The sequence below is a fragment of the Zobellia sp. B3R18 genome (assembly GCF_018860715.1).
GTDB lineage: Bacteria > Bacteroidota > Bacteroidia > Flavobacteriales > Flavobacteriaceae > Zobellia > Zobellia russellii.
Genome location: NZ_JAHKQG010000006.1, coordinates 64,353 through 90,685, shown reverse-complemented (window position 1 = coordinate 90,685; position 26,333 = coordinate 64,353). Strand labels below are relative to the sequence as shown.

Sequence of the window (26,333 nt, the reverse complement as noted above, 5' to 3'; positions counted from 1 at the left end):
TTGGAAGAAAACGGTATACATTTAAAAATCACTTTTTTTCTAACTAGAATTCCCTATTTTTGTTGAGCTAAAGCAATAGAGCAGTATGGGGCAAAAAGTACTTCTTTCTGAAAAGGAAATAAACATCATACTCCATCGTTTGGCATGTCAACTTCTCGAAAACCATCTAGATTTTAAAGATACCGTACTTATAGGCATTCAGCCTAGGGGTATTTTTGTGGCAGATAGGTTAACCAAAATTTTGCAGGAAGAATACGGCGTAAAGGAAATTAAGCTAGGCTTTTTGGATATCACTTTTTATAGGGACGACTTTAGAAGGGGGGATAAAACCTTGGAAGCAACCAAGACCAAAATAGATTTTTTGGTGGAGGATAAAAAAGTGGTACTTATAGACGATGTACTGTATACCGGGCGTAGTATTAGATCTGCATTAACGGCAATCCAATCTTTTGGGAGACCTTCAGAAATAGAGTTGCTAACCCTTATAGACAGGCGTTTTAGTAGACATTTGCCTATACAGCCAAACTATAGGGGCAGGCAGGTAGATGCTATAAACGATGAAAAAGTTAAGGTTCTTTGGAAAGAGAACGATGGTGAAGACGTGATATATTTGATAAATAAATAACAATGGCGGAACTGAGTGTAAAACACTTACTGGGAATCAAATATTTAAATGAGAATGACATTCAGCTCATTTTCGAAACCGCCGATCATTTTAAGGAAGTTATTAATCGTTCGATAAAGAAGGTGCCTTCCTTACGGGATATTACTATTGCGAATATCTTTTTTGAGAACAGTACCCGAACTAAGCTATCTTTTGAGCTTGCAGAAAAAAGATTGTCTGCGGATGTCATTAACTTTTCGGCGGGCCAATCATCGGTTAAAAAAGGGGAGACCCTAATAGATACGGTCAACAACATCCTATCTATGAAAGTAGATATGGTGGTTATGCGCCATCCCAATCCTGGGGCGGGAATATTTTTGTCCAAACATGTTAAAGCATCTATTGTCAATGCTGGAGATGGTGCTCATGAACATCCTACCCAAGCACTTTTAGATTCTTATTCCATTCGTGAAAAATTGGGTGATGTTGCAGGTAAGAATGTTGTGATTGTTGGGGATATTTTACATTCCCGCGTAGCGTTGTCCAACATATTTGCTTTAAAGCTTCAAGGTGCGAACGTAAAAGTATGTGGGCCTAAGACCTTACTGCCAAAATATGTGGAATCATTAGGGGTAGAAGTAGAAACGGATTTAAGAAAGGCTTTAAACTGGTGCGATGTGGCAAATATGTTGCGAATCCAGAACGAAAGACTGGATATTAGTTATTTCCCTACCACTAGGGAGTATACGCAGCAATTTGGTGTCAACAAAAAATTGCTGGACAGTTTAGATAAAGAGATAGTAATTATGCACCCAGGTCCAATAAACAGAGGTGTGGAAATTACCAGTGATGTGGCGGACTCAAAACAGTCCATTATATTAAATCAAGTAGAAAATGGAGTTGCCATTCGTATGGCAGTGATTTATTTATTAGCTTCAAAAATAAAATAATAAAAGTATGATTTTCGATTCGGACGGTTCTACAACTATCGTTTTTCAAGAAAATACCACGCTTTCTATTTTCTTAAAAAACCTAAATGACGCTTACCCAAAGATAAAGAATGACAATATTGTCGTAAACCTTTTTTCCTTTTCAAAGTTGAAGGCAGATGATGTTCTTGAGTTTTTGCAAATTTCGGATTTGCATAAAAAAGCCAAGAAATCTTTTGTTTTGGTAACAGATAAGGTTTCTTATGATGAGGTGCCGGATACCATAATGGTAGTGCCAACCATTCAAGAAGCCCACGATATCATAGAAATGGAAGAAATTGAACGAGATTTAGACCTATGAGTAACTATCACCTGTCTCAAGTAAACATAGCTAAGATGCGGGCTCCAATAGATAGCCCTGTAATGGCCGATTTTGTAAATGACCTAGATCGTATAAATGCCATTGCAGACAAGAGTACGGGTTTTGTCTGGAGACTTAAAGGTGAGGACAACAATGCTACCGCCCTGCGCGTTTTTGAAGATGATTTTCTTATTATCAATATGTCCGTTTGGGAATCCAAAGAAGCTTTGTTCAATTTTACCTATGCCTCGCAACATGCGGGTGTCATGAGAAGAAAAAAGGAATGGTTTCACCAAATGTCAGATATGCACATGTGTCTGTGGTACACAAAGGAAGGTCATGAACCCACTCCGGATGAGGCTAAAGAACGTCTTAGGTACCTTAATGAGTATGGTGAATCTCCTTATGCGTTCAGTTTTAAAGGGCAATTTACGGTTGAGGAAGCCTTAAGCTATTCGCCTAAGAACTAGAAAAATGAAACTGCATATTCTTGGTTGCTACGCTGCAACACCTCGTACGTTAACCAATCCTACTTCTCAGGTTTTGGAAGTCAAGAACCATATGTTTTTGATAGACTGCGGCGAAGGTACCCAAGTACAGTTACGAAAGCATAAAATAAAGTTTTCGCGCATTAACCATATTTTTATTTCCCATTTACATGGTGATCATTTTTTTGGTCTCCCAGGTTTGGTTTCCACTTTTCGGTTGTTAGGCAGGGAAAAAGAATTGCATATTTACGGCCCCAAGGGAATTAAAGAAGCTATTACCTTACTCCTAAAGCTTGGTGATTCATGGACCAATTATCAACTGTATTTTCATGAGCTTTCAAATAGGGAATCGGAAATTGTTTTTGAAGACGATAAAATTTCTGTAGAAACTATTCGGTTAAATCATCGGGTATATACAAACGGTTTTCTATTTAAAGAGAAACCAGGGGAGCGTAAACTTAATGTAGAAGCGGTTGCAAAGTATAAGGTGGATAGGGCCTATTTTCAAAATATAAAAAACGGCAAGGATGTTACGTTAGATAATGGAACTGTGGTTCCTAATGCCAAGTTGAGTTTTGATCCGCCAACCCCTAAGAGTTATGCTTATTGTAGTGATACCGGTTATAAGCCAGATATTGTTGGTCAAATCAAAAACGCTACGGCATTGTATCATGAGTCCACTTTTTTGGAGACAGAGGCCCATTTAGCGGTAAAAACTAAGCACTCTACGGCCAAGGAAGCAGCGGCAATCGCCAAAGCGGCAAACGTGGGTTTGCTGGTTTTAGGTCACTATTCTACCCGATATAAATCCATAGAGTTTTTTAAAGGCGAAGCATTGGAAGTTTTCTCCAATGTAGAACTTGCCGATGACGGCAAGTTTTTTGAGTTTTAGTTTCCTTCCTACTTTTTCGTTACCAATCTTTTGCTGAACTTTGGTTAAAAGGATTTTAGCAAGAAAATTATGCAGAAAGATTTAGGCGATTATCGCAAATCATATGAAAAGAGTGCCCTTTTGGAAGATTCCATTTCGGATAATCCTATGGAGTTGTTTCAAAAATGGTTCTATGAAACGGAAGCATCGGACGGAGTGGATGAACCAAATGCTATGACCGTTTCAACTATTGGTTTGGACGGTTACCCTAAAAGTAGGGTGGTGCTTTTAAAAAAGTTTACCCATGAGGGATTTATATTCTATACCAATTACCATAGTGAAAAGGGCAAGGCAATAGCCGCTAACCCAAATGTGTGTATTTCCTTTTTTTGGCCTAATATGGAAAGACAGATTATTATAAAAGGCAAGGCCGAAAAGATTGCCGAAAATATGTCTGACGGTTATTTTGAGTCCCGCCCGGATGGGAGCAAGCTTGGAGCCATTGTTTCTGAGCAAAGCTCTGTTATTGCATCTAGGGAAGATTTGGAAAATAAGTTAAAGCAATTAGAGCAAGAATACCAGGACAAGGAAATAACAAGACCGGACTATTGGGGCGGGTATATTGTAAAACCGCAATCATTGGAATTTTGGCAAGGAAGACCTAACCGCTTGCATGATCGTATTAGGTATAGCTTAATTAATGGTTTGGATTGGAAAATGGAAAGATTGGCACCTTAAACCGAAGGTTAGAGCAAAATTTGGAAGGGGCTAAACATTTTTAAAACTTTAAATTTGGGTTAAATGAAAACATTGATAATGGTCAGGCATGGGAAATCTTCTTGGGATTATTCGGTGAGCGATAAAGATCGGCCGCTTCAGGAAAGAGGTGTGAACGATGCACTTTTAGTGTCCTCCAAGTTTAATTCTCAAGGAGAAAATATAGACGCCGTTTTTTCAAGTCCCGCAAATAGGGCATTGCACACCGCTATGATTTTTACTAGACAGCTCAATATTTCTTTGTCCTTGGTACAGATTACGAACGAACTGTATGATTTTTCAGGGGAATCGGTTTTTGACTTTATATCAAACCTTGATGATTCGTTAGATTCTGTGATGATTTTTGGTCATAATCACGCTTTTACCCATGTTGCCAATTCTTTGGGAAATACCTATATTGACAACGTTACGACCAGTGGCCTGGTACAGCTCAGTTTTCCGGTCAATAGCTGGAATTCAGTAACAAAAGGAACAACAAAACAAACCATTTTCCCGAAAGACCTTAGATAAATGATAAAGACAAATTACAAATATATAAACAGAGAAATAAGCTGGTTGCGTTTTAACGAAAGAGTGCTTCAAGAGTGCGAGGATGAGAATGTACCGTTAATAGAACGTCTTCGGTTTTTAGGAATTTTTTCCAACAATTTAGATGAATTTTTTAAAGTGCGTTATGCTACCGTAAAACGAATTTTTGAAGCGGGAAAATCGGGCAAAAGTGTTTTAGGTGGTGAGAAGGCCAAGGATTTACTGGAAGAGATTACCAAATTTGTAATTGAGCAGCAACGCAAAAGTGTTGAGATTTTAGACGAAATACAGAAGGAGTTAGAAAATCAGGATATCTATCTTCTTAAGGAAAACGAATTGACCGAGAAACAAGGGGAGTTCGTTAAGAAATACTTCATTCAAAAGGTGAGTCCGCAGCTTATGACCATCATTTTAAATGATTTGGCGGAGTTTCCAATGTTAAAGGATACAGCGGCATATTTAGCCGTAAAGATGGTTTTAAAGAGTGATGATCGCACCAAACGTACCTTTGAGAAAAAGGAAAAACGATATGCACTTATTGAAATTCCTAAGGGTATTGACCGTTTTGTGGTTCTGCCTAAAGAGGGTGATAAGAACTATGTGATTATTCTGGATGATATTATCCGGTATTGTATGGACAGTGTTTTCCCTATGTTCGATTATAAGTCCATATCCTCTCATATGATCAAGATTACGCGAGATGCGGAACTTGATATAGATAATGATTTAAGTAAAAGTTTTATTGAGAAAATTTACTCCAGTGTAGAACATAGGAAAATTAGTGATCCGGTACGTTTTGTATATGACAAGAACATAGAGTTGGATACGTTGGATTTTCTTAAGGATAAAATGGGGATCGAGGATGCGGATAGTGTTATACCGGGAGGTAGATATCATAACAAGCGGGATTATATGGGTTTCCCTAGTTTGGGAAGAGAAGATTTAATGTACAGTAAAATAGCTCCCTTACCGGTAAAAGGTTTAAATCTTGAAGGTAGTCTGCTTGAGAAAATAGCTGATAAGGATTATTTGCAGTACACGCCTTACCATACATTTTCATATGTGCTTAAATTTTTAAGGGAAGCCGCTCTAGATCCAAAGGTAAAAGCGATCAAGATTACGGTATATCGTCTTGCCAACGATTCTCAGGTGGCCGCTTGTTTGTCCAATGCGGTTAAGAATGGAAAACAGGTGACCTTGCAAATAGAACTTCGCGCACGTTTTGATGAACAAGCCAATATTAGATATGCCGAGGAACTTCAGGCGGAAGGTGTAAAACTCATTTTTGGTGTACCAGGGCTTAAAGTACATAGTAAGATATGTATGATAGAAAGAGAGGAAAACGGGGTGCTGAAGCGCTATGGATTTATAAGCACAGGTAACTTTAACGAGTCTACTGCAAGAATTTATACGGATTATACACTGTTTACGGCAAATGAGCGTATTCTAAAAGAATTGAATAAGGTTTTCGATTTCTTTGAGACAACCTATAAAATCAATAAGTACAAGCATCTAATAGTGTCTCCACATTATACCAAATCTTTTTTTATAAAACTGATAGATAAGGAAATAGCGAACGCTAAAGCGGGTAAAGAGGCGTACATCAAAATTAAGATGAACAGCTTTACTTCGTATAAAATGATAGATAAATTGTACGAAGCCAGTAATGCCGGTGTTAAGATACAACTGATCGTGCGAGGTATCTGCTGCTTAATACCCGGTATAAAAGGTATGAGCGAGAATATTGAGGCCATTAGTATTGTAGATAAGTTTTTGGAACACCCAAGAATCTTTATTTTCTGTAACGATGGTGATACCAGAGTGTTTATTTCTTCTGCGGATTTTATGACCCGTAACCTAGAGAATAGGGTAGAGGTAGGTTGTCCTATTTATGACGAAGATGTAAAACAAGAGTTGATAGATACGTATGAAATTTCTTGGAACGATAATGTAAAAGCTAGAGTGTTCAATGAAGAACAGAATAACGCTTATCGTGTAAATGATAAGCCTAAGCTACGTTCGCAGTTTGCTACATATGATTATTACAAAAATAAACTAGGTCCGGATATTTCAATGGCAGAGTAAGGAATAATTAGGGTTTCAGGTTTTAGGCTAAAGCATATGGGCTTTTCTAAAACCTGAAATTCTTACCCGTGAATGCTTTCGTTCTTACTTAGGTTTTTCATTATTTCAGCCTCAAAATCTAGGAGTGCTTGCCATTTCTTGTCCACTTCTTCACGATTTCCATATTGCCTTGCAAATTTTAGGAACATGGTGTAGTGCCCGGCTTCACTTACCATAAGCTTATGGTAGAACTCAGCAAGTTCTTTATCCTCCAGTTCTTCAGATAGCAATCTAAAGCGTTCACAGCTTCTGGCTTCGATCAATGCGGCGTATAAAAGACGATGTACCAATTGGGTGGTGCGGCTTCCGCCTTTTGGAAAGAATTTGATCAATTGAAGAACATACTCATCTTTTCTATCCCGTCCTAAACTTTGTCCTCTAGCCGTAATACGGTCATGTACCATTTTAAAATGGGCCATTTCCTCTCTAGAAAGTGCTATCATTTCCTCCACCAACTCGGTATACTCGGGAAAACTTATGATTAATGATATGGCCGTGCTTGCTGCTTTTTGTTCGCAGTAGGCGTGATCGGTCAAAATCTCATCTATATTTTTCTCAACAATATTCACCCATCTGGGGTCAGTTGGTAACTTAAGGCCTAGCATAATTATATTTTTCGTAAAATTAGCAAGAATCTTTGTAAACTATAACTAGAATTTAGCATCTTAAATATCCAGTTTCCCCTAAAGAATAATTAGTTTTGTAGATAGTTGTTTTTTATTAGACCGAAAGGTTAAAAAAGCAGGGTTGTTACCACTTGTCAAGAAACCCGAATAACAGATTATGGAATTAACCAAAATAGACCAAAAGCTCCAGTCTTTATTAAGCACTAATTTAGACTCGGAAACAAATTCATGGTTGCAACAAAAATTAGAGCAGATCATTGGCTCAAGTTCTACTAAGGACCTGTATATGACCTATAGCCTGCTGGCTAGTAAAATAGATTCAGGCACTATTCTGAATCTAAGTGAGGATGCGGATGCAGTAACCCAATATTTAAAAACTCAAAAAGCTACAACGCTTCAGGTAGCGCGTATTTATCTATTGATAAAGGTGCTATATGCCAACGAAGATTTTTTTGTGCCCAAAGTGGCCAATTTAATTCAAGTTGCAGATATTGGTGAGCTCGAAACTTTTCTGAAATTTCTAATCTTATTGCCCAATGCGGAGAATTATAAGCAGACCGCAGTTGAAGCTTTGCGTACGAACATTGCCACTATTTTTGAAGCGATAAGTATGCGGAACCCTTACCCGGCAAAATATTTTAATGATCAGCAATGGAACCAAATGTTTTTAAAGGCTGCCTTTATGCAGTTAGACCTCTCCAATATTTTGAATATTGACGAGCGGGCCAATAAGGACTTGGCACGGATTATCTCAGATTATGCACATGAACGTTGGGCGGCTTCAAGGGAGATTGAACCTTTGTTTTGGAGACCGGTCGCGGGATTTTTAGATGATAATTTATTGAAAGATATGGAGCGCTTGTTTGCAAGTGATAATCCTGTTGAAAATAAAGTGGCCGCATTATGTTGCTATAATTCCGAAGCGTCAAAAGCGAAAGAATTACTGGATAAGTATCCCGAAATAAAAACTCAAGTAGAGCGTAAAATTATTACCTGGAAAAATATAAAAGATTAGTATGGAAGATAAAATGATGATAATCGACCCGCATGTACATATGACATCGCGAACTACGGACGATTATGAGGCTATGGCCGCGGCCGGAGTAGTAGCTATAATAGAACCTTCTTTTTGGTTAGGACAGCCAAGAACGCAAGTGGGTTCGTTTCAAGATTATTACAGTAGTTTGGTAGGTTGGGAGCCTTTTAGGGCGAGCCAATTTGGTATTCAGCATTATTGTACCATCGGCTTAAATTCCAAAGAAGCCAACAATGAAGCATTGGCGGAGCAGGTTATAGAGCTTTTGCCATTGTACGTGCACAAGCAGAACGTTGTAGCTATTGGAGAAATAGGGTATGACGACCAGACGCCAGCGGAGGATAAATATTTCCGTATGCAACTGGAAATGGCCAAAGAGTTAGACATGGTAGTGCAAGTGCATACGCCCCACCGCGATAAAAAAGCAGGTACTTTAAAAAGTATGGAGGTGTGTTTGGAACATGGTTTAGACCCTTCAAAAGTGGTTATTGACCACAATAACGAGGAAACCGTTAAAGACGTTCTTGATAGAGGTTTCATTGCAGCGTTTACCATTTACCCAAAGACAAAAATGGGTAACGAACGTATGGTAGAAGTGGTCAAAAAATATGGTAGCAACAATATCATTGTAGATAGCTCTGCAGATTGGGGTGTTAGTGATCCTTTGGCGGTGCCAAAGACGGCAAACCTTATGCTTAAAAGAGGAATTGCAAGAGAGGATGTTGTAAAGACATGTTATCAAAATGCATTGGATATTTTTGGTTCCAATGGTAAAATGAAGGAAGAGCACTGGTTAAAGCCTAATGGAATTAATCAAACGCAACTTTTTAATGATAACAGTGTTTTGAGGGGGCAGGAGCCTAGGATAGATTCTGATCAGATTACATAATGAATCGCACGTTTCTTGGTTATGCACGATTGGCAAGACCTGCTAATTTACCGACTGCTGCGGCCGATATTTTGGCCGGTGTAGCTATTGGAGGTATTTTTGTAGGTGGTCTTCAAACTGATTTTCTAGGTTCGGAGCGGTTTTTTAATGTGATATACCTAATATTTTCATCCGTACTTCTCTATGCGGGAGGCGTAATTCTAAACGATGTATTCGATTTTAAGATCGATCAAGTAGAACGTCCCGAAAGGCCTATTCCTAGAGGTATCGTTCCTTATAATTCGGCGGCGTTATATGGCGGTGTTACTTTAACTGTTGGCGTACTGTTGGCATTCCTTGTGTCCGTAACGTCCGGAATGGTTGCTGTAGCATTGGCATTTGCCATACTTTTATATGATGCAATTGCTAAGAAATATGATTTTTTCGGGCCTTTAAGTATGGGGCTGTGCAGGGGAATCAACTTGTTATTGGGCATGTCCATCTTAAATGATTTTAGTTTTTGGTTCATGGCCTTCATACCCATCGTATACATCTTTGCGATTACTTTAATAAGTAGAGGGGAAGTGCATGGAGAAAATAAAAATCATATTGTATTGGCAGGAGTTCTCTACGGAACCGTAATTTTAGCCGTTGCAACTATGGCTTTTCTACATACGGATGCGCTTTTATTTCCGTTATTGTTTTTGATATTGTTTGCGTTCACGGTTTTCAGGCCTTTGATAAGAGCACATTCCATAAACTCACCGGAGAATATCAAAAAAGCGGTTATGGCGGGTGTCATAGCGTTAATTTTATTGGATTCGTCCATTGCCGTAGCTTTTTCGGACTGGTGGTATGGGTTGGTTATTTTGGCACTGCTTCCGGTGTCCAAGAGCCTATCAAAATTATTTGCGGTTACCTAAGGTCAATTGTTATTGGCGTTCAAAAGAAAAATGATGTTTAAAACGATAGAACAAAAATTTGAGGTTTCATATCAATATGGCCTTCACTTTACCCAAAACTTGTTCGGTACCGAAAATACCTTGTTCAAGGATATTATTAAGGCCTATAAAAATGAGCCTGTTAAACTTCTTTTTGTGGTTGATGATGGTGTTGCGGCTGCGCACCCGGCACTTATGGACAATATAAAATCTTACTGTAAGCACTATCCTGAAAATCTGGTGCACATGAAGAGCATGATAGTCCAAGGGGGCGAAGCATGTAAAAATGATGAAAGTCAAGTTGAAGCAATACTTAAAGGAGTTAGCGAATATGCTATTTGCAGACATTCATTTGTTGTGGTAATTGGTGGAGGAGCGGTAATTGATATGGCAGGATACGCCGCGGCAATTGCGCATAGAGGTGTAAAATTAATTCGTATACCAACAACTGTTTTGTCTCAAGATGATTCCGCTGTGGGCGTTAAAAATAGTGTGAATGCTTTTGGGAAAAAGAATTTCATTGGCACTTTTGCGCCACCATATGCGATTATAAACGATACGGATTTTCTAAAAACCTTAGAGCAACGCGATTGGATTTCCGGTATTTCCGAAGCCTTAAAAGTCGCATTGATCAAGGATAAGGTCTTTTTTGAGTATTTGGAGGAAAACGCATATAAATTGCGGGATAGAGACATGGAAGCAATGCAGTACACGATATATAGGTGTGCCGAAATGCATATGCACCATATTGCCCAAGGCGGAGACCCTTTTGAGAGTGGTTCGTCCAGACCTTTGGATTTTGGGCATTGGGCGGCCCATAAATTGGAATATATGACCAATTACGCCCTACGTCATGGCGAAGCCGTTGCAAAAGGCATAGTATTAGATGTGGCTTATGCGCATTTAACAGGTTTGATTAATAAAGCGGATTTAGACCGTGTGGTGGCTGTTTTCCAGAACATTGGTTTTGATTTAAGCTTTCCATTGGCTTCCGAGAAAGAGGTAAATGAATTGCTGAACGGAATAGAAGAGTTTCGCGAGCATTTAGGAGGAGAACTTACTATAACACTTATTTCTGATTTAGGTGTTAAGCATGATGTTCATCAGATTGACCGCCAGACCATGAAAAAGGCACTGGACATGGTAAACGAAATTTCAAAACTTAAAGTAGGGTAGTTTGCAGATAGATAACAATTTTCAACTCACTTATTGTACCAATATTCACCCCGGATTTGATTGGAAGACTACGTTTGATAGTCTAAAGGAGCATGTTCCCCAGATAAAGCAAAAAGTAGCTTTGGACACACCTTTTGGATTAGGGTTGCGGTTATCCAACAAAGCTAGTGAAGAGCTTGCCATGAACGGTAATCTGGAAGAATTCAAGCAATGGTTGGGCAAGAACAAAGTGTATGTTTTTACTATGAACGGTTTTCCATACGGCAACTTTCATAATGAACGTGTAAAGGATGATGTACATACCCCGGATTGGACCACTGCTGAACGATTGATCTATACCAAACGTTTGTTCGATCAGTTAGAGGCTTTGCTTCCTGAAGGTATATCTGGTGGAATATCTACCTCTCCAGTGAGTTACAAATATTGGCATACTACGGAAGAGGCTACAAAATCAGCTTTTGAGACCGGAGCAAAGAATATGGTGGAAGTAGCCATTCATCTACATCACATAGAAAAGCGAACTGGAAAATATGTGCACCTAGATATAGAACCGGAGCCAGATGGCATGTTGGAAAACAGTGACGAGGTGCTTCATTTTTTTAGGGATTACCTTATACCCATCGGAACGTCCGTAATTACCGATAAACTTGGTTTGGATGCTTCAGAAGCCAATAAAATTATACACCGGTATCTTACAGTCTGTTATGATATCTGCCATTTTTCATTGGCCTACGAAGAACCTTCGGACACATTTAAGAAGTTCGCCGACGCGGGAATAGCGATTGGAAAAATTCAAGTTAGTGCGGCCCTGAAAATACTTGCCAATCCGTCAGGAAATGATGAAATATGGGAGGCCTTGGCTCTTTTTGATGAGCCTACATACCTGCATCAGGTTACCGAACAGGTGGATGGAAAGGTAAAAACCTATAACGATCTGCCTATTGTCTTGGAACATAAGCGTGATTTTAAGGAGTTACGTGCGCATTTTCACGTACCTATATTTTTGGAACGGTTTGGGGTGTTGGATTCTACGCAAGACCATATCGTAAAAGTGATGGAATATTTAAAAAATAATCCTGTTTCCGAGCACTTGGAAATAGAGACCTATACATGGGATGTTCTTCCCTCCGCTTTGAAAAGAGACCTTTCGGAGTCTATTGTCAGAGAGATTGAGTGGTTTGTTGAAAAGTTTTAGAGGATGAAAAAAACGCTAGTGATTAATGTTGTGGGCTTGACCCAGCGGCTTATTGGGGAACATACCCCATTTATAGAATCTTTCTTAAAAAAGGGAAAATCGGCTTACATAAGTCCAATTTTACCAGTAGTAACATGTTCGGCACAATCTACTTACCTAACGGGTAAAACACCTAATGAGCATGGTATTGTTGGCAATGGATGGTATTTTAAGGACGAATGTGAAGTGAAATTCTGGCGTCAGTCCAATAAATTGGTACAGAGCGAAAAGCTTTGGGACCAATTAAAAAAGGAAGACGAACATTTTACATGTGCCAACCATTTTTGGTGGTACAATATGTATTCTAGTGTAGATTATAGCTTAACGCCAAGGCCAAACTATTTGGCTGATGGCCGAAAGATTCCGGATGTATACTCTTATCCTCCGGAGCTCAGGGATACATTGCAAGATGAGTTGGGTACTTTTCCGTTATTTCAATTTTGGGGCCCAAAAACCTCTATAAAATCTAGTAAGTGGATTGCCGATGCTGCCATTCGTACGGATGAGATGCACAATCCAACATTGTCTCTTGTCTACCTTCCACATCTAGATTACAACTTACAGCGCCACGGGTTGGATTTCAGCAAAATAAAAAGGGATTTAAAGGAGATAGATGCTGTTGTTGAGCAGTTGGTGACTCATTTTAAACAGCGTAACGCGCGTATTGTATTGCTGTCGGAATATGGTATTACGGATGTAAACAACCCTATTCATTTAAATAGAATTCTACGTTCCAAGGGGTATATCGCTATTAGGGAAGAACGTGGGTTGGAGCTTTTGGATGCGGGGCAGAGTAGGGCTTTTGCGGTGGCCGATCATCAAATTGCACATGTGTATTTGAACGACCCATCTATAAAATTAGAAGTCAAAGCTTTATTGGAGACCGTTTCTGGAGTAGAAAAGGTTTTGACAGGTGAGGAGTTGGAAAAAGCTAATTTAAAGCATGAGAGGTGTGGAGACCTAGTTGTGGTAGCAGATGCCGATTCTTGGTTTACCTATTATTTTTGGTTAGATGATGCCAAGGCACCGGATTACGCACGTATGGTTGATATTCATAAAAAGCCAGGTTACGACCCAGTAGAAATGTTGACAAACCCAAAAGACAAATTGGTTATGGCAAAAGTTGTAGCTAAGTTGTTGAAGAAAAAAATGGGTTTTAGAACGGTTATGAATATTATTCCGCTAGATGCTACTTTAGTAAAAGGTTCTCATGGTAGAATTCCCGAAGACAAGGCAGATTACCCTATATTGATAACCGATCAGATCAATTCTTCTTTTGAGGATGATATAGAAGCTACGGATGTGTATACTATCCTTAAGGAGCACGTAACGGAGGAAATATGAAAAATTTCTTTAAAATAGTGGGCGTTGTATTCGCCATTCTTTTCACTTGGGCCGCCTATCTACAGTATAATGACCCGGATGCTACTACGTGGTATCTTATTTACGGACTTGCGGCATTGGCCTCTGCTTTGTTCGCAATGAACCGTTTGTCTGTTTATGTGGCTATATCTTTTTTCTTTTTAGCCGTAATTGGTACGTATACCCAATGGCCGGAGCAATTTCAAGGTTTTGCTATTGGTGAAGGTGATATTGTAAATATTGAACGGGCTAGGGAAGCAGGTGGTTTGTTGATTATTGCCGTAATAATGTTGGTGTACGCACTAAGAATCCGGTTTGAAAAAGGGCTAAAGATCTAAATCAAAAGTTTTTCTAAGTAAATCTATGGCAGGGTTTTTCTCCCTGAGCTTTTCATATTTTTCTTCTGGAGTAAACGCAAACTTTTTTGCAACGGTTTCGTTTACGGTAATCTTTAATTCAATAAAGTAGTTGTTCAGGTTTCTTCTCAAATGCTCCATAAGTCCATATTGCTCGCGCTCAATTTCCTTTTTCATGGTTTCATTGGGTAATTCAATCCAAATGGTTTTACCCTGAACTAGTTTTGGAATATCTACATTAAGGTTGGAGGCCAAAATTTTCTTTCCGTCGTTATCAATTTTCTGAATATAATCTGCCCAATGTTGTTGCATTTCCTCTTCGGAAAAAGCATCTTTTGGGAGCTTACTTTCATCAATTGTTTCATCCTTTCTGCTAAGCTCATGTTCTTTTTTTGCCTTTAAACTAGACAGGGAAAGCCCTGAAACCCTTCTTTCTCCACCTATACTGAGTTTTTTTACGGGTACAGCTTCAGGTTGTGGCTGTGCTGTTTCCTGTATTTTGGGCTCCGCAACGGCAATTGAACTTGGAGAAGGAATTTTTTCCTCGTTTTGATAGGTTTCCTCTCGTTTTTCGGTAGAAACAACAGGTTCAGGAGTAGTCACTTCTGGTTGCTCTTTTGGAGCGGGAATACTAGTGTTTGCCGGTGTTTTTTGAACTGCGCCATTTCCTTTGAAAAAGGATGCTGGAGCTATATAATCAATGTTAGAACCGTCTAGGAAGTCGGATTCAGAATTTTTTTTTTCGGCCTCAAATCCAATTGAAGCTAGTTTCATTAAGGTAAGTTCTACCAGCAACCGTTGGTTTTTACTAGTCTTATACTTCAGGTCACAGTCATTGGCAATATTCAAAGCTTGAAGAAGAAACTGCATTGAGGTCTTCTTTGATTGCTCTAAATAGTTCTGTTTGGCCACATCGCCTACTTCCAAAAGGTTAATGGTGTCTTGGTGTTGGCAAACCATTAAGTCCCTAAAATGAGAGGCTAATCCGCTGATAAAATGATGCCCGTCAAAACCTAATGATAGGGTTTTGTTAAATAATAAGAGTAGTTGCGGTATGTTATGAGTCAGAATTAAATCGGTCGCAGCAAAATAAGTGTCGTAATCAAGAACATTTAAATTTTCCGTCACGGCCTTTCTGGTCAGTTCTTTTCCTGAAAAACTAACGACCCTATCAAAAATTGAAAGGGCATCCCTCATTGCACCATCTGCCTTTTGGGCTATGATATGTAGTGCATCATCATCTGCAACAATGCCTTGGTTCTCAGCAATGTATTTTAGATATTCGGCAGCATCTTTAACGGTGATTCTCTTAAAATCAAATATCTGACAACGAGAGAGTATCGTGGGTATAATTTTATGCTTCTCGGTGGTGGCCAAAATAAATATGGCATGTTTTGGCGGTTCTTCAAGTGTTTTTAGAAAAGCGTTGAAGGCCGATTGCGAGAGCATGTGAACCTCATCTATGATGTAAACCTTGTATTTGCCCACTTGTGGTGGTATGCGTACTTGGTCTATAAGATTACGGATGTCATCTACCGAGTTGTTGGAGGCGGCATCCAGCTCAAAAATATTGAATGCAAAATCTTCACCTTCACGTTCCGTTCCATCAGAATTTATCTGTTTGGCAAGAATACGGGCGCAGGTAGTCTTACCAACTCCTCTAGGGCCGCAAAATAAAAGGGCCTGTGCCAAATGATTGTGTTCAATGGCATTGGTCAAAGTATTGGTAATGGCCTGCTGCCCCACAACATCCCTAAATGTTTGAGGTCTATATTTACGTGCCGATACAATAAAAGGTTCCAAAAAAAACTATGGTTTAGAATTTACATCAATTCAATCCTACAAATATAAAAATAGGAATGGTACCAGTGTTTTATTTCGGTGGGATAAAGTCTTTATTTATCAACAATTGTACTAATTTAGCGCGTTGAGCAGGTCTCCTTATCGCTGCCGTGAAAACGGGAGAGGAAAGTCCGGACACCATAGTGCAGCATAGCGGGTAACGCCCGTCGTCCCGTTTAACGGAATAGGACAAGTGCAGCAGAAAGTATGTACAGGTAATGCTGTAGTGAAACCAGGTAAACTCTATGCGGTGAAACGTCATGTAAATCGGTGCTTGAGGGCTGCACGCCCGAGCCGAAGGGTAGGCGGTTTGAGCCTAACAGTAATGTTAGTACTAGATAAATGATAAGGGAGTTCCTTTGGGGCTTAACAGAATCCGGCTTATGGCCTGCTTTATTTTTTCTTCCAAGAATTCAATTTTAATCTTGGTCAGGATTTTCAAAAAAACTGAACATACTACTTCCGTATTTTCGGTTTTCCACAAAATTGTTGATATGGGATAGGTCCATTTGGCTGGCATGTTCTATAATAAGAAGGCCATTATCCAACAATAATTCATTTTCAAAAACCAGTTCAGGTATTTTTTCAAATGACTCCAAAGGAAGGTCGTAAGGCGGGTCCGCAAAAATGATAGTTGATTTTTCCCGGGATTTTTCAAGGTAACTAAAAACATCACTTTTAAAAGCAGAAATACTCATTTCTAGATTTTCCGAGGTTTCGTTAATGAACCGTATACACCCATAGTCTGCATCTACGGCACTAATTTGTGTGGTGCCTCTAGAGGCAAATTCATAACTAATATTTCCTGTTCCGGCATATAGGTCCAAAACTACGAGTTCGTCAAAATAATAACGGTTGTTTAAAATGTTGAACAGGGCTTCTTTGGCCATGTCCGTAGTAGGGCGAACCGGTAATTTTTTGGGAGCTGTTAATCGCTTTCCTTTGTGTAAACCTGAAATGATGCGCATTAAAAGGCGTTTATTACGGTAAAATCAATAGTTTCTTCTGGTCGGTCTATGCCTGGGTGTTCGGTAAATGAGGGGTAGAAAATGGAAACATCTTTTACGTAGTTGTAACATAGGTCGTAAATATCATCGCCTTTTTCAATATCACCAAAGAGTTTTAGACAAACCGATTCCGTGTCAAGCTCCAGTTGCTCCAACGTAAAGAGCAGGTAGTAGAGAAAATCTTCTTTGGTTACAAAATTGAAGCTGTTGAACAACAAAAGTTTTTTTGATGCGATTACCGTAACGTCCATTTGGCGTTGCGAAGTATGTATATAACACACAGCTTCTTTATTGGTAGCATGGTTGTTCAGTAATGACTCTACCATTACGGTGCCATTGTGCTTAAAGGTAAATTCGCCAAAAAGGTCGTAGATGTAGTTGTTGATGTTTACAAAAGGAACATAAACATTGTTAATCTCAAAACTTTCAAGTTCATCATAAGCCAAATGGTCGTTGGCCAAGATTTTGGTGTTGAACTTTAAATAATTGGCCAGCTCGTTTTCATTGAACAAAGCTTTTGGTACAAGGCTGAAGAGGTTGTTTCTGTGTACGACAACTATTTCTGAAAACTGCTCTTTTTCAATGGTATGGGATGAAAATAAGAGCTTTAAACGTTTTAATATTTCATACGGGGTAAGTTCTTTTGCAAAAACTACCTTTTCAGAATTTAGTATAGTATTCGCTACGGTATCAAATACACAAAAAGAAAGTCCATTCAAGCTAACTTGAATGGACAGTTTTTTAAAATTTTCCACTGGTTCTCCAGTATTATTTTTTGTCTGCTTTTTTGTCATATATAGGGGGCCAGTTACCAGCAGTACTAACTTCGGTAAGTGAGCCAATTTTTATGTAAGCACCGTTTACCTCTTCCACACCAACTTCTGCTTTTTCTTTCTTTAAAAGAGTAGGTTGTTGGTCGTAAAGAACAACAGCCTTGTCTACTTTAGCCTCATAAACAGGGGCTTTGTAATTTCCTTTAACAAGAACATCAGCTTTCATTTCAAACTTCTCACCATTTTTAGCGAAAGGAACTTCCATAAGAGTCTTGTAACGAGTATCGTTCTTGAAAAGTGAATCTTTAACTGAAACGGTACCTAAGGTATCTATAATTTTTACTTCTTTAAGAAGGTCAATTTGGTAAGTTTTATCAAACTCCATGTATGAAGAATCGCGTTGCTGAGTAATAGTGTATTCAGCAGTATCGATAAATTTAATCAAACTGTTAAAATCATTGGCGTATTTTCTGTTCACCGTTTTGTAAGCTTCTTGAGCGTTTCCTATATCTTTCAATTTAGCAATAACTTGCCCGAAACGTTCTTCCTTTACTTTGTTGAATTCGATAGGCCCCGTAACTGATTGGTATATAAGGTATGCCAAACCTACACAAGCTACCCACAGTACAATTTGAATTATGGTCTTCATTTCTTAAGTGTTAATTATATTTAAGTGGTTGTGACAAATCTACAATTTTTTTTCAATCGCAAAAGTTTTTCGCCCAAAAATCCTGTTTATCTTTGATACCTATGACAATGTTGAACGATGCTTCTTTTTACAAAATTTTAAAGGAAAAATTTCCGCACGAACCTACCCTTAAGCAAGCGATAGCGCTACAAAAACTAGCTACGTATATACTTTCTGACAGAAAGGATGATGTGTTCCTACTTAAAGGTTTTGCGGGAACAGGTAAAACTACCTTGGTGGGGACCTTGGTAAGTAGCTTGTGGAAGACCACTATGAAGGCAGTGTTAATGGCACCCACAGGAAGGGCGGCAAAAGTCATGTCCAACTATGCAAACACCCAGTCCTTTACAATTCACCGAAAAATATATTTCCCTAAAAAGCAGGGCGGCGGCGGTATTCAATTTGTTTTGGCTCCCAATAAGCATAGAAATACCATTTTTATAGTAGATGAGGCTTCTATGATTCCGGATGCACCTACAGATTCCAAGCTTTTTGGTAACGGTTCGCTTTTAGATGATTTAATACAATTTGTTTATGGAGGACATAATTGCAAACTAATTTTAATTGGTGATACCGCTCAGTTGCCACCCGTGCACCTAAACCTAAGTCCGGCGTTAGACCCTGATAAACTGGCGTTAAATTACGATAAGGAAGTGGTTCGCCTAGAACTGGATGAGGTAGTGCGCCAAGCCGAAGATTCGGGTATTTTGGTTAATGCTACCCTGCTTAGGGAGCAATTACAGAGTAGTTTTGTAGATGAGTTTAAATTTCATTTAAGCAATTTTAGAGATATAGTTAGACTGGTTGATGGGTATGAGATTCAAGAGGCAATAGATTCAAGCTATTCTGAAAACGGAAAAGAAGAAACCGCATTTATCGTGAGGTCCAATAAGCGGGCCAACCTGTACAATGAGAACATTCGTAGTCGGATTTTGTTCCTGGAGAATGAGATATCTGTTGGGGATTATATGATGGTGGTCAAGAACAATTATTTTTGGTTATCGCCCAATACGGAGGCCGGTTTTATTGCAAATGGTGATATAATTGAGGTGTTAGAGCTGTTTGCAATAAAAGAACTCTATGGTTTTAGGTTTGCGGAAGTAAAGGTGCAAATGGTAGATTATCCTAATCAAAAACCTTTTGAAACAGTTCTACTGTTGGATACAATAAAAGCGGAAACTCCATCGCTACCTTACGAAGATGGGAATAGGCTTTACCAAGAGGTAATGAAAGATTTTGTGAATGAATCTTCTAAATACAAGAAGTTTCTGGGCGTGAAGAATAATAAATATTTTAACGCGCTCCAGGTAAAATTTTCTTATGCCATTACTTGTCACAAGTCTCAAGGAGGCCAATGGAATACGGTTTTTGTAGAACAGCCTTATTTACCAAATGGGGTGGACAAGGAATATCTTAGGTGGTTGTACACCGCGGTTACCAGGGCAAAAAAACAATTGTATCTTATAGGTTTTAAGGACGATTTTTTTGTTGGTGATGAATAGGCTAAATTGCACTCGTACAGGGTATTAATTTTAAGGTCGTACGGACCGGAAATAATAGTGTTAAGATGACATCGGAAACCATAATCAGTATTTTTTTAGGTGTAGGTTTAGCCGCTTCGGTAGGGTTTCGGGTATTCCTGCCTCTGTTTGCACTTAGTTTGGCCTCGTATACCGGAGTTTGGGAATTAAACGAAAGTTGGCAGTGGATAGGAAGTTTTGCAGCCGTAATAGCATTTGGAGTCGCAACTTTGGTGGAAATTTTTGCCTACTTTATACCGTGGGTAGATAATGTTTTGGATAGTTTTGCGGTACCTTTGGCGGCCATTGCAGGTACGGCCGTAATGGTCTCTACGGTGGCAGATCTAGATCCAGTGGTAACTTGGTCTTTGGCTATAATTGCAGGTGGCGGTACGGCTACGGCCATAAAAGGGGCCGGGGCAACCGGTAGGTTGGCCTCTACGGCTTCAACAGGCGGTTTGGCCAATCCTGTGGTTTCTACCGTAGAAACGGGCACGGCGGTCGTGGTAACCACGGCATCCATATTCGCTCCTGTACTTGCCGTAATTTTGGTCATAATTATTTTGGTAGTGATTTTTCGTATTTACAGAAAATTAAGACCCAAAAGAAATGACCGGACGTAACAATAGAATAAAAACTATAATTTGTATATAAAGTGAAAATAATAGCCATGATACCTGCCCGTTATGCGGCATCTAGATTTCCTGCAAAACTGATGCAGGACTTGTCGGGAAAGCCCGTTATACTGCGCACTTACGAAGCGGCAGTAGGAACCAAGTTGTTTGATGAGGTATACGTGGTAACGGATAGTGATGTCATTTTTAATGCTATAAGCAACGCCGGCGGAAAAGTCCTGATGAGCCAAAAAGAGCACGACTGTGGAAGTGATCGTATAGCGGAAGCGGTAACCAATATGGATGTTGATATCATTGTAAACGTTCAAGGAGACGAACCTTTTACGGATAGGGAAAGTTTGGCCGGGGTCTTGGAGGTGTTTAAAAATGATCCGGAGAAAGAGATAGATTTAGCCTCGTTAATGGTCAGGATTACGGACAAAGAGGAAATAAGCAACCCCAATACGGTAAAAGTAATTGTGGATAACCGTAATTTTGCACTGTATTTTTCCCGTTCGCCAATTCCTTATCCCCGAAATAAAGAGATTGAAAGTGTATACTACAAGCACAAAGGTATTTACGCCTTTAGGAAAAGGGCTTTAATGGATTTCCAGAGACTGCCTATGCTGCCTTTGGAAGCTATTGAAAAAATTGAAGCCATCCGATATTTAGAATACGGCAAAAAAATTAAAATGGTAGAAACTACCGTTTCGGGAATAGAAATAGATACGCCCGAAGATTTGAAAAGAGCGCAAGCAGCATGGAAGTAGATTACAGTAATATAAAGGTAATTGGCTTTGATGCCGATGATACGCTGTGGGTAAACGAAACCTACTTTAGGGATACCGAACAAAAGTTCGCCAAGCTTCTAGAGGGATACGAAACCATGAACACCATTGATCAGGAGCTCTTTAAAATGGAGATTAAAAACCTTGAATTGTATGGGTATGGTGTAAAGGGGTTTATGCTTTCTATGGTAGAATCTGCTTTGCAGCTTTCTAATAATCGGGTTTCTCAAGACACAATAGGTGAAATTTTAAATCTTGGTAAGGAGATGTTACGCCAACCTGTGGAATTATTAGACGGTGTAAGAGAAGTTTTACGTAAATTAAGCAATAATTATCGGTTAATAGTTCTGACCAAAGGTGATCTTTTAGACCAAGAGCGTAAATTGGAAAGGTCAGGACTTTCGGAATTCTTTCATCATGTGGAGGTTTTGAGTGATAAAAAAGAAGAAAACTATCTACATTTGTTGAACCATTTAGAGATTGATGTGAATGAATTTTTGATGATAGGAAATTCATTAAAATCAGATGTGTTGCCGCTTATTGAAATTGGTGCTCAGGCGGTGCATGTGCCCTTTCATACTACATGGCAGCATGAAGAAGTTAAAATAGAGAATGGTGATTATAAGTATCTGAAAATAAATAAATTATCGGATATAGTTGAGTATTTGAAATAGCTTATGGAGGTAAAGAAAGAAGTGCAGGTAAAACATAAAACTGTAGGTAAAAAGCCGGAATTCAAGAATTTTCCCATGGTGCCTAGAGTTGTTTTTGGCAAAGGAAGTTTTAATCAATTGGGAGATATTTTACTACCCAAAAGAAAACATTCCGAAGCTCCTTTTATTTTCTTGGTAGATGATGTTTTTGAGGGAACCGAGCTGGCTCAAAGAATCCCATTAATTTTCAACGATCAGATTATATTTATCTCTGCGGAAGAGGAGCCTAAGACAGTGCAAGTTGATGCTTTGGTTCACAAAATAAAGAAAGAATATAAAGACTTGCCAAGCGGTATCGTTGGTATTGGAGGGGGCACTTTGTTGGATTTGGCCAAAGCAGTGGCTATTTTATTGACAAACGAGGGCAGTTCATCAAAATATCAAGGGTGGGATTTAGTTCAGAAACCATCTATTTTTCATGTTGGTATTCCTACAATTAGTGGCACAGGTGCCGAGGTTTCTAGAACCACAGTTTTGCTTGGGCCTGAGAAAAAACTGGGAATCAACTCTGATCATACCACTTTTGGTCAAGTGCTGCTAGATCCGGATTTAACCCAAGGGGTTTCAAAAGAACAATGGTTTTACACCGGTATGGATTGCTACATCCATTGCATAGAATCGCTTACAGGTACGTATTTGAACGCCTTTAGCCAGAGTTACGGAGAAAAGGCTTTGGAGTTGTGTAAAGAAGTTTATTTAGATGATTTATCTGAAGAGGATTCACGGGATAAGTTAATGATGGCTTCTTGGCATGGAGGCATGAGCATCGCATATTCTCAAGTGGGCGTAGCGCATGCCATGAGTTATGGCCTGGGATATTTGTTAGGTGTTAAACATGGTATTGGAAATTGTCTCGTTTTTCAGCATTTGGAAGAATTCTATCCAGAAGGTGTGGCGCTTTTTAATAAAATGAAAGAAAAACATGGTATTGTTCTACCTACAGGTATTTGCTCTAATTTAAGTGAAAAAGAATTTGATACCATGATTTCTGTTGCAATGAACATGGTTCCCCTATGGGAAAATGCACTTGGAGAGAATTGGCGAGACACCATTACTCCTGAGAAATTGGAATCCATCTACAGAAAAATATAGCCTTATTAGATGTGTAACACAATCGTTTCCCTAGCTGGGAACGCTAATTTTTCTTTGTTGAAACTCTACATATACTCATGCAAAAACTAGCTCAATTTATTTACTTCAAGGTAATGGGCTGGAAAATGGTAGGTCAATTTCCCGGTCATCTGAACAAGTTTGTAATTGCAGTGGTGCCACATACCAGTTATATGGATTTTTTTCTGGGCCTGCTCATCAGAAAAGTTTGGAATGAGCAAATCAATTTTGTGGGTAAAAAAAGCCTGTTTACATTTCCCTTTGGATATATCTTTAGACGGTTGGGAGGAGAGCCCATAGATCGCAGTAAGAACAATGATATGGTTTCCGCTACGGTAAAGGTATTCCAAAAACGGGAAAAGTTTAGGTTGACCATTGCACCCGAGGGTACGCGCAAGAAAGTAGACAAATGGAAAACAGGGTTTTACTATATAGCCAAAGGAGCTCAAGTGCCTATTGTTTTGATAGCTTTTGATTTTGGAAAAAAACAGGTCAAAATTTCGGAGCCCATGCTTACTACCGATGATAAAGAAGCGGATTTTAAAGTTTACGAAAGCTTTTTTAAGGGGGTTGTAGGTAGGGAACGTAGATCATGACTTTTTACAAACTATTCTTTTTAGGAGCCAACCAACTGTAAATCTTTTAGTTGCTTAGGTTTCCATATTTTTAACATTTTTTTTTAAAACCATCTAGTTCGTTCTTCGTAGGTATAGATAAATAAAACACGAATAGATGAACAAAAATGTAATACAACTCAGTTTAGCAATCGCTTTAGGTTCTTTCTTAATGGTCTCATGTGATAAAGATGATGACGATACGGTAGAGATGCAACAACAAGAGGAGCAAGTACAGTTATTTGCTTCTAACAATAGCAATGGAAATGTTACGGTTTATGATATGACAAAGGGAGAAGTCAAAACATTGACCACAACTTCTACCGCCGCAGAAGGTATTTATTATGATCATGATACAGATGAAATTATCCAGGCATCCAGGTCATCGGGCCAATTGAATGCATTTGCGAATATTTCTACTTTTTTGGTAGATGCAGCACTTACGGCATCAGTTTCTAGTTCTGCGGATTTAGAAAGCCCAAGGGATATTGCTGTAAACGATGATTTTATTGTAGTTGCCGATAATGCCGATGTAGATGGAAATGCGGACACACCCGATGGAAGGTTGTTTATATACACCAGAAGTAATGGGGAAATTACGTTACGAAATATAGTAACTACAGATTTTGCACTTTGGGGAATTGAAATGGTAGAAGATGATTTATATGCCGTAGTAGATAAAACCAATGAATTGGCTGTTTTTACAGAATTTACAGCAACGAATACTACAAATGCAACAGTGAGTGCGTCAAAACGGATTGCAATAGAAGGAATTGTCCGTACCCATGGTTTGGCTTATGATAATGGAACAATGATTCTGACAGATGTGGGTGATGCCGCGTCCGATTCCGATGGGGCTTTTCATATCATCTCTGATTTTGATTCTAAATTTGGTGCGGTCGCAAACGGAGAGGTTATGGCAGTGGCCAATAACCAAATTAGAGTATCTGGAGCCAGTACCTTTTTAGGTAATCCAGTTTCCGCCGAATATGATGCAGATTCAAAAATGGTATTTATAGCAGAAGCAGCTAATGGAGGAGGCCGAGTTTTAGCTTTTTCAAATACAGATGCTGGTGGAGATATAGCTCCTTCAGTTAATAACAGTTTGGCTTCGGCTTCATCACTTTACTTTTATTCTAACAAGTAAACAGATTGTAGAGCATAAAAAAAGCGACCTGAAAAGGTCGCTTTTTTGTTTTATGGATGCTGGAATAAATTATTCTTGCATGGTGTGATATACGTTCTGTACATCATCATCTTCTTCAATTTTCTCCAAAAGCTTTTCTACATCTGCCGCTTGTTCATCCGTAAGTTGTTTGGTTACTTGCGGAATACGCTCAAATCCAGAAGAAAGAATCTCTATTTTCCGGTTTTCCAATTCTTTTTGAATAGCACCAAAGCTCTCAAAAGGAGCGTAGATAAGGATTCCGTCTTCATCAACAAAAACTTCTTCGGCACCAAAATCAATAAGTTCTAATTCCAGTTCTTCCGGGTCAATTCCTTCTGCAGGAATTCTAAAGTTGCAGGTATGGTCAAACATAAATTCTACAGAACCCGAAGTTCCCAAGCTACCATCACATTTGTTGAAATAACTGCGAACATTTGCTACGGTTCTTGTGTTATTGTCCGTTGCCGTTTCTACCAAGATTGCAATTCCGTGAGGGGCGTAGCCTTCAAATAAAACAACTTTATAATCACCAAGACTTTTGTCACTTGCTCTTTTAATAGCACGTTCTACGTTGTCTTTAGGCATGTTTACAGACTTGGCATTCTGTATAACCGCCCTTAATTTTGCGTTGGAGTCTGGGTCTGGCCCACCTTCTTTGACCGCCATTACAATATCTTTGCCTATACGTGTAAAGGCTTTGGACATTGCGGACCATCGCTTCATTTTACGTGCTTTTCTAAATTCAAAAGCTCTTCCCATAATCTGTAACTAAATATTTGTTGAACGTAGCAAATTTAATAAAAATGGTAAGGGTTGCAAGTAACTGAGCGTCACCAATTCAATAAGGATGCATTTTGACTCAGGTTTACGTGAAATCTTCACATTTTTTATTCGCTTTCTATAATCTCTTCAATGCTGTGTGCCAATTTAAAATCCTTTTCCGTCACGCCTTCTGCGTCATGTGTATTGAGTCTAATGTTCAAAGAATTGTATACATTACTCCAATCCGGATGGTGGCCCTGTGCTTCGCACTCAAATGCAATACGGGTCATAACCGAGAAGGCGTCTTTAAAATCCTTGAACTCAAATGAAGTTTCTATTGCGCCATCAACATATTCCCAACCGCTAAGTTTGGCAAGTTGGCTTTCAATTTCTTGTTCCGTTAATTTTTTCATAGTATTCTAGTTAATTTTTGTTCGTGTGAGTAGGGACTTT

29 protein-coding genes and 1 other RNA gene are annotated in these 26,333 nt (G+C 39.0%); 23 read left to right on the top strand and 7 right to left on the bottom strand.

The genetic code is table 11. The annotated features are described in order from the left end of the window. Positions 1-85 precede the first annotated feature (85 nt). From pyrR to ppk1, 8 genes are all read left to right on the top strand, one after another. Entirely contained in the window at positions 86-625 is a 540-nt protein-coding gene (gene pyrR / locus KO513_RS03995; protein ID WP_215440884.1) for a bifunctional pyr operon transcriptional regulator/uracil phosphoribosyltransferase PyrR, read from the top strand. Between the two features lie 2 nt (positions 626-627). Beyond that, on the top strand, positions 628-1,554 hold the full coding sequence (locus tag KO513_RS03990; protein ID WP_215440883.1) for an aspartate carbamoyltransferase catalytic subunit: 927 nt from the start codon (positions 628-630) through the stop codon (positions 1,552-1,554). Positions 1,555-1,561: 7 nt separating this feature from the next. Further along, entirely contained in the window at positions 1,562-1,894 is a 333-nt protein-coding gene (locus tag KO513_RS03985) for a ribonuclease Z (protein ID WP_215440882.1), read from the top strand. After that, positions 1,891-2,364, top strand: a complete 474-nt coding sequence (locus KO513_RS03980) for a DUF3291 domain-containing protein (protein WP_215912386.1) — start codon at positions 1,891-1,893, stop codon at positions 2,362-2,364. Before KO513_RS03985 ends, KO513_RS03980 begins: the two co-directional genes overlap by 4 nt. Before the next feature lie 4 nt (positions 2,365-2,368). Beyond that, positions 2,369-3,274, top strand: coding sequence for a ribonuclease Z (locus KO513_RS03975; protein WP_215912385.1), 906 nt, complete (start codon positions 2,369-2,371; stop codon positions 3,272-3,274). Between the two features lie 69 nt (positions 3,275-3,343). Then, entirely contained in the window at positions 3,344-3,991 is a 648-nt protein-coding gene (pdxH, locus tag KO513_RS03970; RefSeq protein ID WP_215912384.1) for a pyridoxamine 5'-phosphate oxidase, read from the top strand. Between the two features lie 63 nt (positions 3,992-4,054). Continuing rightward, positions 4,055-4,540, top strand: coding sequence for a SixA phosphatase family protein (locus tag KO513_RS03965; RefSeq protein WP_215912383.1), 486 nt, complete (start codon positions 4,055-4,057; stop codon positions 4,538-4,540). Beyond that, a complete protein-coding gene (gene ppk1 / locus KO513_RS03960; RefSeq protein WP_215440875.1) occupies positions 4,541-6,643 on the top strand; it encodes a polyphosphate kinase 1 in 2,103 nt (700 codons plus the stop codon). 62 nt (positions 6,644-6,705) lie between these two features. Here ppk1 and KO513_RS03955 read toward each other — a convergent pair whose 3' ends face one another. After that, positions 6,706-7,287: a tRNA-(ms[2]io[6]A)-hydroxylase gene (locus tag KO513_RS03955; RefSeq protein ID WP_215440873.1), complete on the bottom strand. Its 582-nt coding sequence runs from the start codon at positions 7,285-7,287 to the stop codon at positions 6,706-6,708. Positions 7,288-7,465: 178 nt separating this feature from the next. On the opposite strand from KO513_RS03955, the gene KO513_RS03950 reads away from it, so the two are divergent. Genes KO513_RS03950 through KO513_RS03920 form a run of 7 tightly spaced genes read left to right on the top strand, consistent with a single transcriptional unit; the run spans position 7,466 to position 14,263 of the window. Continuing rightward, positions 7,466-8,323 carry an EboA domain-containing protein gene (locus tag KO513_RS03950; protein ID WP_215912382.1) on the top strand — a complete coding sequence of 286 codons (858 nt, stop codon included), beginning with the start codon at positions 7,466-7,468 and terminating at the stop codon, positions 8,321-8,323. A 1-nt stretch (position 8,324) separates the two neighbouring features. Beyond that, complete coding sequence (locus tag KO513_RS03945) at positions 8,325-9,233, top strand: TatD family hydrolase (protein ID WP_215912381.1); 909 nt, start codon at positions 8,325-8,327, stop codon at positions 9,231-9,233. Beyond that, on the top strand, positions 9,233-10,135 hold the full coding sequence (gene eboC / locus KO513_RS03940) for a UbiA-like protein EboC (protein WP_215912380.1): 903 nt from the start codon (positions 9,233-9,235) through the stop codon (positions 10,133-10,135). Before KO513_RS03945 ends, eboC begins: the two co-directional genes overlap by 1 nt. Before the next feature lie 30 nt (positions 10,136-10,165). Continuing rightward, entirely contained in the window at positions 10,166-11,329 is a 1,164-nt protein-coding gene (locus KO513_RS03935) for a 3-dehydroquinate synthase (protein ID WP_252735676.1), read from the top strand. Between the two features lies 1 nt (position 11,330). Then, complete coding sequence (gene eboE / locus KO513_RS03930) at positions 11,331-12,524, top strand: metabolite traffic protein EboE (RefSeq protein ID WP_215912379.1); 1,194 nt, start codon at positions 11,331-11,333, stop codon at positions 12,522-12,524. Positions 12,525-12,527: 3 nt separating this feature from the next. Continuing rightward, positions 12,528-13,907, top strand: coding sequence for an alkaline phosphatase family protein (locus tag KO513_RS03925; protein WP_215912378.1), 1,380 nt, complete (start codon positions 12,528-12,530; stop codon positions 13,905-13,907). Next, positions 13,904-14,263 (top strand): transmembrane 220 family protein, encoded by a 360-nt coding sequence (locus KO513_RS03920; protein WP_215912377.1) that lies wholly within the window; start codon positions 13,904-13,906, stop codon positions 14,261-14,263. Before KO513_RS03925 ends, KO513_RS03920 begins: the two co-directional genes overlap by 4 nt. Here the strand turns inward: KO513_RS03920 and KO513_RS03915 are convergent. Further along, the gene (locus tag KO513_RS03915) at positions 14,252-16,084 is read right to left on the bottom strand and encodes a DNA polymerase III subunit gamma/tau (protein WP_215912376.1); all 1,833 of its coding nucleotides are present in this window, start codon (positions 16,082-16,084) and stop codon (positions 14,252-14,254) included. The genes KO513_RS03920 and KO513_RS03915 overlap by 12 nt on opposite strands. A gap of 125 nt (positions 16,085-16,209) precedes the next feature. Here KO513_RS03915 and rnpB point away from each other — a divergent pair. Further along, an RNA gene (rnpB, locus tag KO513_RS03910) (RNase P RNA component class A) lies at positions 16,210-16,522 on the top strand. Positions 16,523-16,542: 20 nt separating this feature from the next. Here the strand turns inward: rnpB and KO513_RS03905 are convergent. From KO513_RS03905 to KO513_RS03895, 3 genes are read right to left on the bottom strand one after another with little or no spacing between them, the layout of a single operon-like run. Continuing rightward, entirely contained in the window at positions 16,543-17,091 is a 549-nt protein-coding gene (locus KO513_RS03905; protein ID WP_215440857.1) for an RsmD family RNA methyltransferase, read from the bottom strand. Beyond that, a complete protein-coding gene (locus KO513_RS03900) occupies positions 17,091-17,924 on the bottom strand; it encodes a DUF3822 family protein (protein WP_215440855.1) in 834 nt (277 codons plus the stop codon). Before KO513_RS03900 ends, KO513_RS03905 begins: the two co-directional genes overlap by 1 nt. Then, a complete protein-coding gene (locus KO513_RS03895; RefSeq protein WP_215440853.1) occupies positions 17,899-18,552 on the bottom strand; it encodes a hypothetical protein in 654 nt (217 codons plus the stop codon). The genes KO513_RS03900 and KO513_RS03895 overlap by 26 nt, the downstream gene beginning before the upstream one ends. A 101-nt stretch (positions 18,553-18,653) precedes the next feature. Here KO513_RS03895 and KO513_RS03890 point away from each other — a divergent pair, with 101 nt between their 5' ends. From KO513_RS03890 to KO513_RS03860, 7 genes are all read left to right on the top strand, one after another. Then, positions 18,654-20,093 (top strand): ATP-dependent DNA helicase, encoded by a 1,440-nt coding sequence (locus KO513_RS03890; RefSeq protein ID WP_215441066.1) that lies wholly within the window; start codon positions 18,654-18,656, stop codon positions 20,091-20,093. 65 nt (positions 20,094-20,158) lie between these two features. Further along, positions 20,159-20,734 (top strand): DUF4126 domain-containing protein, encoded by a 576-nt coding sequence (locus KO513_RS03885; RefSeq protein WP_215912375.1) that lies wholly within the window; start codon positions 20,159-20,161, stop codon positions 20,732-20,734. Between the two features lie 47 nt (positions 20,735-20,781). Then, positions 20,782-21,495 carry a 3-deoxy-manno-octulosonate cytidylyltransferase gene (gene kdsB, locus KO513_RS03880; RefSeq protein ID WP_215912482.1) on the top strand — a complete coding sequence of 238 codons (714 nt, stop codon included), beginning with the start codon at positions 20,782-20,784 and terminating at the stop codon, positions 21,493-21,495. Continuing rightward, complete coding sequence (locus tag KO513_RS03875) at positions 21,486-22,187, top strand: HAD family hydrolase (RefSeq protein WP_215440850.1); 702 nt, start codon at positions 21,486-21,488, stop codon at positions 22,185-22,187. Before kdsB ends, KO513_RS03875 begins: the two co-directional genes overlap by 10 nt. Before the next feature lie 3 nt (positions 22,188-22,190). Continuing rightward, positions 22,191-23,318, top strand: coding sequence for an iron-containing alcohol dehydrogenase family protein (locus KO513_RS03870; RefSeq protein WP_215440849.1), 1,128 nt, complete (start codon positions 22,191-22,193; stop codon positions 23,316-23,318). A 77-nt stretch (positions 23,319-23,395) separates the two neighbouring features. Continuing rightward, positions 23,396-23,932 carry a 1-acyl-sn-glycerol-3-phosphate acyltransferase gene (locus KO513_RS03865; protein ID WP_215912374.1) on the top strand — a complete coding sequence of 179 codons (537 nt, stop codon included), beginning with the start codon at positions 23,396-23,398 and terminating at the stop codon, positions 23,930-23,932. A 136-nt stretch (positions 23,933-24,068) separates the two neighbouring features. Continuing rightward, entirely contained in the window at positions 24,069-25,097 is a 1,029-nt protein-coding gene (locus KO513_RS03860) for a hypothetical protein (RefSeq protein ID WP_215912373.1), read from the top strand. Between the two features lie 69 nt (positions 25,098-25,166). Here KO513_RS03860 and KO513_RS03855 read toward each other — a convergent pair whose 3' ends face one another. Further along, positions 25,167-25,877, bottom strand: coding sequence for a YebC/PmpR family DNA-binding transcriptional regulator (locus KO513_RS03855; RefSeq protein WP_215912372.1), 711 nt, complete (start codon positions 25,875-25,877; stop codon positions 25,167-25,169). 128 nt (positions 25,878-26,005) lie between these two features. Further along, positions 26,006-26,293 carry a 4a-hydroxytetrahydrobiopterin dehydratase gene (locus tag KO513_RS03850; RefSeq protein WP_215440832.1) on the bottom strand — a complete coding sequence of 96 codons (288 nt, stop codon included), beginning with the start codon at positions 26,291-26,293 and terminating at the stop codon, positions 26,006-26,008. Between the last annotated feature and the right edge of the window lie 40 nt (positions 26,294-26,333).